The sequence below is a fragment of the Arthrobacter sp. JZ12 genome (assembly GCF_035189165.1).
Taxonomy (GTDB): Bacteria; Actinomycetota; Actinomycetes; order Actinomycetales; family Micrococcaceae; genus Arthrobacter_D.
This window is the reverse complement of record NZ_CP045246.1, coordinates 2381759-2394772: the sequence shown is the minus strand read 5'-3', so window position 1 is coordinate 2394772 and position 13014 is coordinate 2381759. Positions and strand designations below refer to the sequence as shown.

The 13014-nt window shown below is 64.6% G+C and carries 15 protein-coding genes; 10 read left to right on the top strand and 5 right to left on the bottom strand.

Annotated elements, in window-relative coordinates:
* On the top strand, positions 1-909 hold the full coding sequence (locus tag GC088_RS10990; protein WP_323959050.1) for a hypothetical protein: 909 nt from the start codon (positions 1-3) through the stop codon (positions 907-909).
* A 292-nt stretch (positions 910-1201) separates the two neighbouring features.
* Here GC088_RS10990 and GC088_RS10985 read toward each other — a convergent pair whose 3' ends face one another.
* The 3 genes from GC088_RS10985 to GC088_RS10975 are packed head-to-tail and all read right to left on the bottom strand — an operon-like array spanning position 1202 to position 3934.
* A complete protein-coding gene (locus tag GC088_RS10985) occupies positions 1202-1870 on the bottom strand; it encodes a response regulator transcription factor (RefSeq protein ID WP_323959049.1) in 669 nt (222 codons plus the stop codon).
* Entirely contained in the window at positions 1867-3525 is a 1659-nt protein-coding gene (locus GC088_RS10980; RefSeq protein WP_323959048.1) for a sensor histidine kinase, read from the bottom strand. The genes GC088_RS10985 and GC088_RS10980 overlap by 4 nt, the downstream gene beginning before the upstream one ends.
* Positions 3518-3934 (bottom strand): hypothetical protein, encoded by a 417-nt coding sequence (locus GC088_RS10975; protein WP_323959047.1) that lies wholly within the window; start codon positions 3932-3934, stop codon positions 3518-3520. The genes GC088_RS10980 and GC088_RS10975 overlap by 8 nt, the downstream gene beginning before the upstream one ends.
* A gap of 121 nt (positions 3935-4055) precedes the next feature.
* Here GC088_RS10975 and GC088_RS10970 point away from each other — a divergent pair, with 121 nt between their 5' ends.
* Together GC088_RS10970 and GC088_RS10965 are read left to right on the top strand one after the other, a co-directional pair.
* Positions 4056-4676: an ArsR/SmtB family transcription factor gene (locus GC088_RS10970; RefSeq protein WP_323959046.1), complete on the top strand. Its 621-nt coding sequence runs from the start codon at positions 4056-4058 to the stop codon at positions 4674-4676.
* Entirely contained in the window at positions 4673-4867 is a 195-nt protein-coding gene (locus GC088_RS10965) for a hypothetical protein (RefSeq protein ID WP_323959045.1), read from the top strand. Before GC088_RS10970 ends, GC088_RS10965 begins: the two co-directional genes overlap by 4 nt.
* A gap of 12 nt (positions 4868-4879) precedes the next feature.
* On the opposite strand, the gene GC088_RS10960 is transcribed toward GC088_RS10965, so the two are convergent.
* Positions 4880-5359 (bottom strand): Lrp/AsnC family transcriptional regulator, encoded by a 480-nt coding sequence (locus GC088_RS10960; RefSeq protein WP_323959044.1) that lies wholly within the window; start codon positions 5357-5359, stop codon positions 4880-4882.
* Positions 5360-5439: 80 nt separating this feature from the next.
* On the opposite strand from GC088_RS10960, the gene GC088_RS10955 reads away from it, so the two are divergent.
* Positions 5440-6375 (top strand): N-acetylglucosamine kinase, encoded by a 936-nt coding sequence (locus tag GC088_RS10955; protein WP_323959043.1) that lies wholly within the window; start codon positions 5440-5442, stop codon positions 6373-6375.
* Between the two features lie 32 nt (positions 6376-6407).
* Here GC088_RS10955 and GC088_RS10950 read toward each other — a convergent pair whose 3' ends face one another.
* A complete protein-coding gene (locus GC088_RS10950) occupies positions 6408-7358 on the bottom strand; it encodes a pirin family protein (RefSeq protein WP_323959042.1) in 951 nt (316 codons plus the stop codon).
* An 84-nt stretch (positions 7359-7442) separates the two neighbouring features.
* Between GC088_RS10950 and GC088_RS10945 the strand changes: the two genes are divergently transcribed.
* The 6 genes from GC088_RS10945 to GC088_RS10920 all read left to right on the top strand — a co-directional run bounded on the left by GC088_RS10945 (position 7443) and on the right by GC088_RS10920 (position 13004).
* Positions 7443-7880: an NUDIX hydrolase gene (locus GC088_RS10945; protein WP_323959041.1), complete on the top strand. Its 438-nt coding sequence runs from the start codon at positions 7443-7445 to the stop codon at positions 7878-7880.
* A gap of 318 nt (positions 7881-8198) precedes the next feature.
* Positions 8199-9170, top strand: coding sequence for a ribosome small subunit-dependent GTPase A (gene rsgA / locus GC088_RS10940; RefSeq protein ID WP_323959040.1), 972 nt, complete (start codon positions 8199-8201; stop codon positions 9168-9170).
* A gap of 229 nt (positions 9171-9399) precedes the next feature.
* The gene (locus GC088_RS10935) at positions 9400-10566 is read left to right on the top strand and encodes an ABC transporter ATP-binding protein (protein WP_323959039.1); all 1167 of its coding nucleotides are present in this window, start codon (positions 9400-9402) and stop codon (positions 10564-10566) included.
* A 1-nt stretch (position 10567) separates the two neighbouring features.
* The gene (locus tag GC088_RS10930; RefSeq protein ID WP_323959038.1) at positions 10568-11281 is read left to right on the top strand and encodes an ABC transporter permease; all 714 of its coding nucleotides are present in this window, start codon (positions 10568-10570) and stop codon (positions 11279-11281) included.
* The gene (locus GC088_RS10925; RefSeq protein ID WP_323959037.1) at positions 11281-12030 is read left to right on the top strand and encodes an ABC transporter permease; all 750 of its coding nucleotides are present in this window, start codon (positions 11281-11283) and stop codon (positions 12028-12030) included. The genes GC088_RS10930 and GC088_RS10925 overlap by 1 nt, the downstream gene beginning before the upstream one ends.
* The gene (locus GC088_RS10920) at positions 12027-13004 is read left to right on the top strand and encodes an ABC transporter substrate-binding protein (protein WP_323959036.1); all 978 of its coding nucleotides are present in this window, start codon (positions 12027-12029) and stop codon (positions 13002-13004) included. The genes GC088_RS10925 and GC088_RS10920 overlap by 4 nt, the downstream gene beginning before the upstream one ends.
* The last annotated feature ends 10 nt before the right edge of the window (positions 13005-13014 follow it).

The window sequence follows — 13014 nt, the reverse complement described above, 5'->3', positions numbered from 1 at the left end:
GTGGACTTCTCATTGAACAGCTCGGTGGTACTGGCGGCAGTCGTCGGGCTCTGGCTGATTTGGGTCGCTCCCTACCTGCTGCGCCTACGCCAGCCGATTCAAGCCTCCGGCATAGGCCACCTAGCACTTTCAAGCACCGCAACCGGGGACTCCGGGTTCCAGAGGAGCGTCATGAACATGTCCACCACCGAGTCCCCGACCACAGTTGCAGGCGCATCAGCAGTGCATACCAAGCAGTCGAGCGCGACGACCGGCGGGCCGTCCGGGCAGGCATTCAGGATCCGATGGGGCAGGCTGGGCATCGCCGCAGCCGGTGCTGTGGCAATGCTCGCCGCGCTCGTGACCTCGGTGCTCGCGGTAGTCGGTCTGGTCCCGTCAGTGGTTCCCGTTCTAGCGCTCCTGGCTGCCATCGCGTGCGTGGCTGTGCTGCGTTTCCTCGCAGTTCGCGGTCGTCGTCGTGTGTCTGTCCCCGAAAGGACAGCCGCCTCAAGCAGCAGCGCCCCGGCGCAACCGGAAGTTTCGAAGCCACAGCGACCCACCGCGCTCTTCAACGCCGAGGAAGCTGCCGGCGAAGGAAAAGCTGCCGATGACGACGCCGTTCCCGTCGATCCCGCGCCTCCCGCCTTCACGGCCGCGGAACTGCGCGCCGCGGCGCTTGCCGTGGCAGCTGAAGCAGGGGACAAATCAATCGGAACTGGTACTCCGTGGCAGCCGGTAGAGGTGCCGAAGCCAACGTACGTCGAGGCTCCCAAGGCTGAGCGTCAGGAACCAGCGCCGCTGGACCTGCCCGAAGCGCCGAAGCCCCAGGCCAAGACGCCGCTGAAGAACAGCGCTGTAGCGCCCAAGGTCGAAGCTTCTTCGGCACCCCGGTTGAACCTGGACGAAGTCCTTCAACGCCGCCGCGCCTGACATCGAAGAAGTGCAGAAAGCTCTCACGAACGTGAGAGCTTTCTCATTTTCAGTTCCTCGTTTTCTCACCTTGCGTCGGCATGCTGGTGTACAGAGTTCCTCCCCAGCCCGTGGTCGTCCGAGAAAGTCGTGTCATCGACGGCCACGTCCCACGGACCCGGATGCGTCCCCCCAACCGCATCCGGGTCCGTCCACGTTCAGCGCAGGTTCGGAGCAGGTTCGGAGGGCAGTCGAGTAGCGTCATTCGAGTAGCGTCGGAGACGCTTCGGGCGCGTTCTCGCGCCAGTGGCACTCAATCTTCAGCAACCAGGCGATAACCCATGCCGCGCACGGTCGCGAAGCGCTCGGCTCCCAGCTTGTTCCGGAGATACCTGACGTAGACGTCCACAACGTTGGACCCCGGGTCGAAGTCATAGCCCCAGACGCGGGACAGGAGCTGCTCGCGGCTCAGCACCTGTCCGGGGTTGCGGAGGAAGGCTTCTGCGAGGGCGAATTCCCGCGCAGACAGGTCCACCTCCTTGCCATTAACGATCGCCCTGCGGGATCTCAGATCGAGCTGCAGATCGTTGTGGGAGAGGACCGAGTTATCCGCCGACGGAGACTCCTGCCGAAGACGCAGCCGTACCCGGGCCAGCAGCTCCTCGAAACGGAACGGCTTCGACATGTAGTCGTCCGCACCGCCCTCCAGGCCGGCCACAGTGTCATCCACCGAGCTGCGGGCGGAAAGGATGATTACCGGGATGGAGTTCTTCGATTCCCGAAGCCTTCGGAGCACCGTGAAACCGTCCTGGTCGGGCAGGCCGAGGTCCAGCACGGCAAGTTCGAAGTCACCCGTCTGCGCCAGGTTGTAACCATCCCTGCCATTGTCGACGACGGTTGGCACATACCCGGCCGATCGGAGCCCTTTTGCCACGAACGAGCTGATGCGCTCCTCGTCCTCAATGATCAGAATCTGGCTCACTGCCGCCCTCTCGTTTCCGGCGTGGAGGAGGAACGCGTAGGCAGCAGCGGTATCGCCATTGTGAAGGTGGCCCCCTGATGAAGCGCGGACCGAAGTTCCATCTGCCCGCCGTGGGCCTCGGTGATTGCGCTGACGATTGTCAGCCCGAGGCCCGCCCCCTCCGTCCGCTTGCTGCTGGGGCCCCGCTCGAACCGCTCGAAGATCCGTTTCTGATCCTCACGAGCAATACCCCTGCCCTCGTCCCGTACCCACAGCCGTACGCCGTCGTCGTCTTTCCGCGATCCTATCGCGATGGTCGTGCCCTCCTCGGTGAACTTCACGGAGTTGGCAGCCAACTGGAGCCAGGCCTGCGTGACGCGCCGGGGATCGAGCATGGCAATAGCCTCGGCGCGGGCATCGACAGTCCACCGACGGTTGCCGAGGGTGCGTGCCTTGTCCATGACGTCGTCGGTAAGTCGGCCAAGATTGACGGGCTCGGGGCGGACGAAGCCGGGGCCTGCGATACCGGCAAGCGTCACGAGGTCGTCGACGAGCATCCGCATTCGGTCAAGCTCGTCGAGCGCTATGTCGCGAACTGCCCGCACATCGCCCGGATCCTCCGAGTCCTGCAGCTCCAGGTGGCCCTGCACGATGGTGATCGGGGTTCGCAGTTCATGTCCGACGTCGTCGAGCAATCGCCGCTGTGAGTTGAAGGAGCCTTCGAGGCGGTCAAGCATGGCGTTGACGGTACGGGTGAGCTCGGACAAGTCGTCGTCGCCGCTGACCTCGATGCGCTGGGACAGGTCGGTATCGGTGATGCGCTGGGTTGTGGTGCGCAGCCTATGAATGGGAGCAAGCAGCTTTCCGGTCAGCAGGAAACCGACGACGCCGATGAGCACCAGGGTGGCGAAGCTGATCAGCGCGAAGGTAGCGAAAGTTCCATTCAGCTTGCTGTGCTCAGCATCGGCGTCGAATCCAAGGATGAAGTACGTGGGCCGTTCGTCCAGGGCCAACTGGACTGGAGCCACAAGAACCCGGTACTCGGTGAATCCGGTGGTGACCGACTGGATCGTGACTTCGTCCCGCGATGCCGTGAGGTCGACGTACTCAACCAGTTGAGGATCGTCCTCGAGGCGGACCTCGACCTCCTGGTTGGCAAAGAAGATGATTTCTCCTTCACGCATGGCCATCATGCCTTCATTGGGTTGGGTGAGGGTGCGATTCATCACGACGTAGACGAGCTGGTCAGCCCGATCGAAAGGTTGGAGTGTGTCCGGGTCGATGCCGGTTTCGAGCAGGGTTTCGAATTCCTGGAAGCTGCGGGTGAGGGAGTCGTCCATTGCCCGATTCAGGTCGTTCCGCTGAATCGCGTACGCCGTCGATCCGGCCAGGAGGAGTCCGAGGGCGCTCAGCAGCAGCATGGCTGACAGGACGCGGCCGCGGATTGTCGAGGGTCCCTTCAGTAACTGCTTGATCCGGCTCCTGAGTGGGCGCCGTTGAGGCACCGAGCCATCTTCGTCCAGTTGCTCATCCGCAGGGGGCTGTGGAATCTTGACCAGGACGGTCGGTGCAGAAGCGGGCAATGGGTCAGGAACAATTCGTTCCGTATTCCGCACGCCATCGGTGGCCTCGGACGTCGGTGGTCCTGCCTGCGGATGCGCCCCCGACCTAGTCATCGTCGAAGTCCTCCTCAATCTCGATGTCCACCTCGACGTCATCGTCGATGTCGTCGTTGCCTCCGCGGCCATGGCCGCTGTCATCGTCCCCATCGTCATCGATCACAGGCGGCGGTACCGGAACAACAGCGGGAGGAGCAACTGCCTCGGTTGGTTCCTCGGAGGGTGACGGCGAGGGGGAGGGCGTCGGCGAGGGAGAGGGTGACTGGGTAGGTGACCCGGATGGCGAAGGGGTAGGAGACGCGGTTTTCGGCGGAGTGGGCGTCCCGGTCACGGTTATTCCGACAGCCGGACCAAGGTTCTCCGGAGCGGGGCTGCGCAGGGCGCCGAGCAGGCCCAGACCCACAGCACAGACAGCTCCGGCACTGCCTGCAGCTATCAGCCACGTTTGCACTTGCGACCGCATCATGGTTCCAGTATCGCGACTCATCATGAGATAGGGATGAGAATCGAAGCTGTAAAGGATCTGCAAAGACTAGTTTGCAAACAAAACCTTGCAAAGGTTACTTTGCAATCCTATGCTTGACGGTATGGAACCTGCACGGCCCGCCGACCGCACCGTCGACCTCAGCGTGCTGAAGGCTCTTACGCATCCGCTGCGAATTCAGCTTCTCAATGCGTTGTCGCAGTTCGGCCCGCAGACAGCCAGTGCGCTCGCTGCACGGCTCGGGGAGTCTAGTGGGTCCACCAGCTACCACCTGCGGCAACTCGCGCGCCACGAACTGGTCCGCGAGGTTGAAGGAAGAGGTTCCGCACGCGAGCGCTGGTGGGAGCGTCCACCGGGTGCGCTGAATCTCTACTCGAGCGAGCTGGCCCAGGATCCTGGAGCGCGCGACGTCGCCGCGATCGTCAACCGGGAGTTCAGCCACAGCCGCGCCGCCCTGCTCGAGGACTACATGGAGCGTGCTCCGCAGGTCCTCCCGGAGGAGTGGCTCGAAGCGTCCCTCATTTCCACTATCAACGCACGCCTGACGGCTGCGCAGCTTGCTGAACTGTCAACGCAGCTCATGCACTACGCCCGTGAGCTGTTCGAAAAGTACCGCCCCGAGGGCGACGCCTCCCCGGATGCCAAGGCGGTGCAGATCCACCTCAACACCTTCCCTATCATTCAGGGCCAGTTTCCAGAGCCCCGGAAAGAGCGCACGTCATGACCACCCTTACCAGCCTTTCCCTAGCCAGTCGTCCGTCCGGATTCGATGCCCTTCTGATCCAGCTGGGCCGCTGGCTCGTACGTTACGGCGAGCGGCTTGCCGCGCGTCAGCAAACCGTTGTTTCCCATACCCGCCACGAGGACCGGCTCCGGGACGGAATCGCCATGCGGCATTCAGGCATCTGGCCCTGACGCTTCCGACGCTCAGGGAAGGAGGCCGGGGTTTCCCGGCATGTGGTTGAAGACCAGCGTCGTCTCGGTATGGCCGACAACGGGGTCAGTCGTCAGATGGTCCAGTACCCAGTCACGCAGGGCATCGGTATCGGAGACTGCGAGGTGGATGAGGTAATCCACTGCACCGGAAACGTGGAAAGTGGAGACCACTTCCGGCAGCGCCGGAACCCGCGACGTGAACCGGTCGATCTCCTCGCGGTCGTGGCCCTTGAGCTGAACGGAGATCAGCGCCTGCACAGCCCGCCCGATCATTGCCGGATTCAGCTCCGCGTGGAAACCGGTGACCACGCCGCGTTCCATGAGTTGGCGCGTCCTCAGCAGTGCGGTGGACGGCGCAACGCCCACCTTCTCCGCAAGCTGAGCGTTCGTAATTCTCGCGTCCGCCAGAAGCTCCTGGACGATTCGGCGGTCCACCGCGTCCAGCCCGTCCGGTTTGCCCATGGTCGCCATGCCGATGCACCTGCTTCGCCTGTCGTCCTGTCTTGCGGGAATTGTTTCCAGCGTACCGGCGTCTGCGTAGTCTTGTGCCCATGCCGACCCCGCCCCCTGAAACTCCCGTTGATACAAGCCCAGAGGTTGCGGCGGAGGCCTCGGAGGTGATCGGGGTTGATATCGGCGGAACCAAAACCCATGGCATCCGCTGGAGCGGTGGAGCCGTTGTCGCCGAGGCGAGGACCGGCAGCGCGAACGTGCAGAACGTGAGCGGTGAAGAGGCTGCGTCCAGACTGGGAGAACTTTTCGCTGTTCTTGGAGGTGGCGTCGCGCGCGTGGTGGTGGGGGCCGGCGGGGTGGACACCGACGACGACGCCGACGCCCTCCGCCGCCTCATCGCCCCTCATGCTCCCGGCGCCTCGATCGATATCGTCCACGACACCCGCCTCATCCTCGCAGCCGGAGAAGCGCTCACCGGAATCGCATTGATCGCCGGAACCGGATCGGTTGCCTGGGGAGCGGACGGGAACGGCAGGCAAGCCCGCGCGGGCGGGTGGGGCTACCTTCTCGGGGACGAGGGAAGCGCGTACTGGGTGGCCCGGGAGGGCGTCCGGGCAACCCTGCGCCGGTTCAACCGGGGACAGGCTCTGGGTGCGCTGGGCATCGCCGTCCTGAAGGCAACCGGCCTGGCTCATCCCGAACAACTGATCGCACTCTTTCACGGAGGCTCATCCCGACAATTCTGGGCAGGGCAAGCCGGTGTGATCTTCGAAGCGGCGGACGCGGGAGACCCCGACGCACTCGCGATTGTCGAACAGGGAGCAGCGCATCTTGTGGGTCTGGTGAAGGATGTAGGGACGGTGCTTCAGTTGCACGGCCCCGTGGTAGTTGGGGGTGGGCTTGCCACGCACCAGGCCACGCTGAGGACGATGCTCCATGAAGGCTTGGCAGACAACGGCTTCACCGATGTTCGATTCCTGAGGACCGACCCGGTTTACGGGGTGAGATACCTGCTGGCCACCGGCAGTCTCTGAGGGCCAGCGGCCGATCGGCCTTCAGCGCCGGCCTAACGTCGGCGGCGTCGGGGTGTAAGCCGCACGGAGGGGAGTTCAGGCGCCGGGATGCGTTCGCCTCCGTGCCCGTCCACAGTTCCGAATCGGTGATGGCCGTTCTCCCAGTCCTCGCGTGCCTGTGCGATTTCCTCATGGCTCCGGCCCACGAAGTTCCACCACATCAGCAGCTCCTCGCCGAAGGGCTCCCCGCCGAGCAGCATCCAACGGCTGCCGGCGGATGCCCGCGCGCTGAAATTTGACCGGCCAACGCCAAGATATGCCAAGGGCCCCGGTCCTACTGGCTGTCCGTCGATCTCTATTACTCCCTCAAGCACCAGCACCGCGTGCTCGAAAGACTCGTCTAGCGGGAACTCGATGTCGCCGCCGTCGTCGGATCGGAGTTCTGCCCCAACCAGGGGAGAGTACACCGACGCCGGGCTCTGGACGCTCGCAAGGGAGCCAACCAGGACTGTGCCGCTGAAGTTGGTTCCGCTGATCCGGGGGAGGTCAGTGTGCCGTTCGAAGGCCGGCTCGGTGGATGCTGCAGCCCCGGGCAACGCGATCCACAATTGAAGGCCGGCGAGCAGTTCGCCCGGGGTGCTGAACTCGGAGTGCGAGATGCCCGAGCCCGCAGTCATGATGTTGAGTTCTCCCGGGCGGACAACGACGTCGGAACCAACGCTGTCCCGGTGACGGACTTCACCCAGCAACGGCCAGGTCACCGTTTGCAGCCCGGTGTGCGGATGCGGCAGTACCCGCATGGCGGTCCTGTCCGGACCGAACGCGTCCAGAAAGCACCAGGCACCGATGGTCGGCAGCGCCCGCTGGGGCAGCGTCCGGCGGACGCTCATCGCCCGCACCCCGCCAAGGGGAACTTCCCGGTCAGGCAACAGTTCGACGGTTGGGGTCGTCCGGGCAGCGCTTTCGCAGGCTGTCTCGGAGGGATGGACGTCGAGATTACTCATGGTGCTCCTGCTGATTGCGGTGGGATCAGGATAACGCCGGACCGGTCCAATCCACACGGCTAGACTGGCTGCCATGGTGCAGGAGTGGGATACCCGCGTGGGGGCGTACGCCGTCGTGATCCGGAACGGGTCAATCCTCCTTGCGCACTGGAATCAACCGGGAAAGGAAGCCTGGACACTCCCGGAGGGGGACTGGAATTTGGCGAGGGTGCTCCGGAGGCCGCCGTCCGGGAAGTGCTGGAGGAGACGGGCTACGTAGTCGAACTCGACGAACTGCTGGGCGTTGACAGTGTGCACGTTCGCGCTGAGGACCGGTTGAACCGCTCCGGCCGCCCGCTGCATGCGCTGCGTATCGTCTACCGCGCCCATCCTGTCTCGGGCGAGTTGGTGCATGAGCTGGACGGCTCAACGGACGAGGCGGCCTGGGTCCGGCTCGAGGACGTCCCCAACCTGCGGCGGGTGGACCTGGTGGACAAAGCGCTGCACCTCTCTTACCAAAGCCGAGCCCACGCGCTACCATAAGTCCTCGTCCCGTGATTCCGCGGGCACTTGACTCTTTGGGGCCGGCAGGCCCAGCTGATTGATTGAAGTTTCGGGAGGTGAGGTCATGAACACCGTTGCCGTCGCTGCGCGCTGCGCGCTACCCCTCATTCTCCTTGCCTTCCGCGCACCGTCCTCCTAGGACCCGAGCCACTAGGCTCACGGAAGGCTCCTCCCGAAGGACCTCCCGTGACTTCCCTTGAGAACTATGGCTATACCGATCGCATCCGCGGTCTCTTCACCTTTTCCTTTTCATCACCTTCTTTTCAACCAGCGTCGAACCTCCTCGAACCTGGCCGCGTGATCCGCGCCGACCGCGGCCGCGCCGTCGTCGTCACTGACAGGGGGACTTTCCATGTCGTCACCGACGGCACCCCGGTGACGGGTGACTGGGTAGCGCTAAAAAGGGCGGACGACGACGGCGCCCCGCCCGCCGTCGTCGGCGTCCTTCCGCGCTACTCGGCGCTGCAGCGCAAGAAGGCGCACGACCCGCTGTCCGAAGCGCAGGTGCTGGGCGCAAATCTCGACCTGGTGGGGGTGGCGGTTCCCATCGATCGTGCCCTGTCGACGAACAGGCTCGAACGCACCCTGGTTGCGGCATGGGATTCCGGGGCAGTGCCCATCGTCATCCTCACCAAAGCGGACCTGAGCGGCCGCCACGACGACGTTGTCGCCCAGACCGTCGAACGCGCCCGCGGAGTGGAAGTGTTCACTACGTCCGCGGAGTCCGGGGATGGAATCGATGTGTTGCGGGAGCGGATTGCGCCGGGCAGTACGGTGGCGCTCCTCGGTCCCTCCGGCGCGGGCAAGTCCACACTGATCAACGCGCTCGCCGGCGCGCCGGTACAGGCTACCGGGGCAGTGCGTGCCGGCGATGGCAAAGGTCGGCACACCACCACAGCCCGGGAACTTGTCCCGCTGGGCAACGGTGCGGTGCTGATGGACACGCCGGGGATCCGGGGGTTCGCCCTCTGGAATGCCGAAGCCGGCCTCGAGCCCGTCTTCGGCGATATCGAGGCACTGTTCGGATCCTGCCGCTTCCGAGACTGTGCACACGACAGCGAACCCGGTTGTGCAGTACGTGCCGCAATAGAGGCCGGTGAGGTAGAGGAGCGCAGATGGATCAGCTATCAGAAGATGCAGCGTGAACTGGCCGGCCTGCATCGGAGGCAGAGCGTCGCGGAGCAGCGCCGGCATGCCCGTTCGTTCAATCGCCTGGCGAAGGATGCTGCCATGGCGAAGGATTACCGCAACCGCTTCCGTGAGCAATGAACAGTCGCGGGAAGCGCGGCCGGAATCGTTCCGGCAAGGGGGAACCGGTTCCGTCCTAACGATTCGAGACAAATATCCCGCGCGGCCCATACAAGCGCTTGTGCGCGCCGAACGCCTAGCTAGACTCATCAAGACGACGCCGCCTGCCAGCGCCCCCGGAACCCATGAGGGTTCAGGAAAGCGCTGAAGCAGCGTGCCATGGCGTCCCGTCGACGAAAGGCATGGCTGCATGACTGACGGAACAGCGGACCCCAGCGGAGCCTCGGATGGACTGGCGGCGATCCGTTTCCAGAACGTCTCCAAGCAGTACGGAGGGGGAGCGGCCGCCGTCGAGAATCTGAGTATGGACATCCCCCGCGGGGCAATCACCGTTTTTGTCGGCCCCTCGGGATGCGGCAAGACCACGTCACTGCGGATGATCAACCGGATGGTGGAACCGTCGTCGGGCACCATCCTCGTGGACGGCCGTGACGTTGCCCGTCGGAAGGCCGCGGAACTGCGTCGGTCGATGGGTTATGTGATGCAGTCCTCCGGCCTGCTACCGCACCGCTCGGTGCTGGACAACATTGCCACCGTGCCGCGGCTGAACGGCGTCCCGAAATCCGAAGCGCGCAGGCGCGCGGCCGAACTGCTCGACGTCGTCGGGCTGGCCCAATCCCTCGGCAAGCGGTATCCGGGACAACTCTCCGGAGGACAGCAGCAGCGCGTGGGCGTTGCGCGGGCACTGGCCGCAGACCCGCCGATCCTGCTGATGGACGAACCGTTCAGCGCGGTCGACCCGGTGGTTCGCCATGAGCTCCAGGAGGAGCTGCTCAGGCTCCAGCGGGACCTGGCCAAAACAATCGTGTTCGTCACTCACGACATTGATGAAGCCACGGTGCTGGGCGACAGGGTTGCGGTTTTCGCCACCGGAGGCCGTCTGGCGCAGTACGCGACCCCCGAAGAAATCCTGCGTGCCCCCGTGGACGAGTTCGTTGCCGGCTTCGTCGGCAGGGACCGCGGCTTCCGGCGCCTCTCCTTCCAAGCAGGCGACGGCGTGCCGGTGCACCAGGTGGAGACCGTACGCCTGAGCCACCTGGGCCCAGGCGCTTCGGGAGCAGGTTCCACCTGGACCCTGGTCGTTGACGACGACGGACGCCCCCGCGGCTGGGTGGCTCCCACGGCGCCGTTCGGCTCAAAGGAGCAGGCCGACGTCGTGCCGGGCGGTTCCCTCTACCGCAAGGGTGACTCCCTCCGCCGGGCCCTGGACGCGGCCCTGTCCGCTCCTTCAGGGCTTGGCGTCACGGTTGACGACGACGGGAGGGTCCTCGGAGTCGTTCACGCGAGCGAGGTGCTTGAGCTGATTGAAGAAGGCAGGGCCGGCCGAGGTTCCAGCGGCTCAGGCTCGGCGGTCTGACATGGAGTGGTTTCGGGACAACTTCTCCCACATCGCCGAGCTGACGGGCTACCACCTCGTTCAGGCCATCCTCCCGCTGGTGCTCGGGGTTGCCATCGCCGTACCGGTTGCGCAGGCAGCCCGGCTCAACAAGGCGCTCGCCGGCGTTATCCTCACCACTTCCGCGCTCCTGTACACGGTCCCGTCGCTTGCCATGTTCGTGCTCCTGCCGATCGTGCTGGGTACCCGTGTGCTGGACATGGTCAACGTGATCGTCGCCCTGACAATCTATGCAGTGGCACTGCTGGTGCGATCCACGCTGGACGCGCTCAACTCGATCGACGACGGTGTCCGGCAGGCCGCGGTGGCCATGGGCTTTTCACCCCTACGGCGTTTCCTCACCGTGGATCTCCCGTTGTCCATCCCGGTCCTGTTCGCCGGCCTGAGGGTCATCTCGGTGACGAACATTTCGCTGGTGAGCGTCGGTGCCCTGATCGGCATCCCCAGCCTGGGAACGCTCTTCACCGACGGTCTTCAGCGCAACTTCCCAACCGTGATCGTGATCGGCATCCTGGTGACGCTCGTACTCGCACTGGTCATGGACCTGCTGTTGGTGCTCCTTGAGCGGGTCCTGACCCCGTGGGTGCGTAAGTCGGGAACACGGACAGAGGCTATTACGACGACCGTGCACGCTGATCCTTCCACCCACGTTTCCCGGACGGAGGCAGGGGCCTGATGGATTACTCGAGCAGCAACCTGCTGGTGCAGATCTACGAATGGCTTACATTCCCCGCGAACTGGAGCGGGCCCGCCGGGATACCGATGCGCGTCGCCGAACATCTTGTCTATACCGGCCTGACCATCCTGATCGCCGCCGTGATTGCCGTTCCGATCGGGCTCATTGTCGGCCATACCGGCAAGGGACGAGTAGTCGTGGTGTCCGGCATCGGCATCCTGCGGGCGCTGCCCACCCTGGGCGTCCTTATTCTGTTCGTGCTGTTGGCGGGGCTCGGGCTGATGCCTCCCATCTGGGCGCTGGTCCTGCTCGCGGTACCGCCGATCCTGGCCGGAGTCTACTCAGGGATTGCCTCAGTGAACCCCGCCACCGTCGACGCCGCGCGCAGCATGGGCATGAACGAACTGCAGGTGCTGTTCCGGGTTGAACTGCCCAACGGCCTGCAGGTGATTCTGGGCGGGTTCCGCGCCGCCGTGCTGCAGGTGGTGGCAACCGCCGCCGTCGTCGCCTTCATCAATCTGGGTGGGCTGGGAGTGTTCCTGATCGAGGGCACGCAGCTTCGCGACAACGGACGCCTTTTCGGCGGTGCCGTGGTGATCGCCGTCGTCGCCATTGCGGTGGACGGTCTCATGGCATTGCTTCAACGATTTGCTGTCTCGCCCGGACTTCGCCTGCGGCGCGCTCCGGCCGAACCGTCAAAGACCGGTGGGCAGTTCGCCCACGCCAGTGCACAAGGAGGAACACCATGATCAACTCATCATCCCGACGCAGAGTCCGGCGCAGCCTCATCGGACTGACCGCAGGCCTGGCCGCGGCGCTGGCGATGACTGCATGTGGGGCCAACTCGGACCCCCAGGGCGCCGGCGAAGCCGAAGGCACCGAGGGCAGCAGCAGCGGACCTCTGGTAGTGGGCTCGGCGGACTTCCCCGAGAGCCAAATCATCGCCGAGATCTATGCCGGCGCCCTGAATGGAGCAGGCATAGAAGCGGACACCCGCCTCAATATCGGATCGCGCGAAATCTACTTTGCCGCCGTCGTCGACGGGTCTGTCGACGTGGTGCCCGACTACAGCGGTAACCTGCTGCTGTTCGCCGATCCCGAAGCCACTGCAGAATCTCCCGAGGACATCATGAGCGCCCTGCCGGAGGCACTGAAGACGAACTCGCCCGACGCCAACCTCGGCGTGCTGGAAGCCTCGGCGGCCGAGAACAAGGACGCCATGGTGGTCACGGCAGCCACCGCCGAGGAATACGGGCTCACCTCCATCGAAGACATGGGCGAGGTCTGCGACGAACTGGTGATCGGTGCGCCCGCAACCTTCGCCGAGCGAGCCTACGGGCTGCCCGGCCTGGAGGAGAAGTACGGCTGCGTGCCCAAATCCTTCGAGGCAATCAACGACGGCGGTGGCGCCGTCACGCTGGAGGCTCTCCTGAACGATGACATCCAGGTTGCCGACATCTTCACCACCACGCCGTCAATCGCCGACAACGATCTGGTGGTGCTGGAGGACCCGGCGAACAACTTCATTGCCCAGCAGGTGGTTCCGCTCGTGAACCTCGACAGCGTAGCGGAGGATGCACAGGCGGTACTCAACGAGGTCTCGGCGACGCTCACCACGGAGGACCTGATCAACCTGAACCGGGAAGTCAGCGGCGATGAGAAGCGGAACCCCGCAGACGCAGCAGCCGACTGGCTCGAGGAAAAGGGCCTGGCCGGAGAGTAAACCAGCACCA

Excerpts from the sequence above, each read along its gene's own strand:
- GC088_RS10980 (WP_323959048.1), bottom strand. The coding sequence starts at position 3,525 with ATGACTAGGTCGGGGGCGCATCCGCAGGCAGGACCACCGACGTCCGAG.
- GC088_RS10975 (WP_323959047.1), bottom strand. The coding sequence starts at position 3,934 with ATGATGCGGTCGCAAGTGCAAACGTGGCTGATAGCTGCAGGCAGTGCC.
- GC088_RS10970 (WP_323959046.1), top strand. The coding sequence starts at position 4,056 with ATGGAACCTGCACGGCCCGCCGACCGCACCGTCGACCTCAGCGTGCTG.
- GC088_RS10965 (WP_323959045.1), top strand. The coding sequence starts at position 4,673 with ATGACCACCCTTACCAGCCTTTCCCTAGCCAGTCGTCCGTCCGGATTC.
- GC088_RS10960 (WP_323959044.1), bottom strand. The coding sequence starts at position 5,359 with ATGGCGACCATGGGCAAACCGGACGGGCTGGACGCGGTGGACCGCCGA.
- GC088_RS10955 (WP_323959043.1), top strand. The coding sequence starts at position 5,440 with ATGCCGACCCCGCCCCCTGAAACTCCCGTTGATACAAGCCCAGAGGTT.
- GC088_RS10950 (WP_323959042.1), bottom strand. The coding sequence starts at position 7,358 with ATGAGTAATCTCGACGTCCATCCCTCCGAGACAGCCTGCGAAAGCGCT.
- GC088_RS10935 (WP_323959039.1), top strand. The coding sequence starts at position 9,400 with ATGACTGACGGAACAGCGGACCCCAGCGGAGCCTCGGATGGACTGGCG.
- GC088_RS10930 (WP_323959038.1), top strand. The coding sequence starts at position 10,568 with ATGGAGTGGTTTCGGGACAACTTCTCCCACATCGCCGAGCTGACGGGC.
- GC088_RS10925 (WP_323959037.1), top strand. The coding sequence starts at position 11,281 with ATGGATTACTCGAGCAGCAACCTGCTGGTGCAGATCTACGAATGGCTT.
- GC088_RS10920 (WP_323959036.1), top strand. The coding sequence starts at position 12,027 with ATGATCAACTCATCATCCCGACGCAGAGTCCGGCGCAGCCTCATCGGA.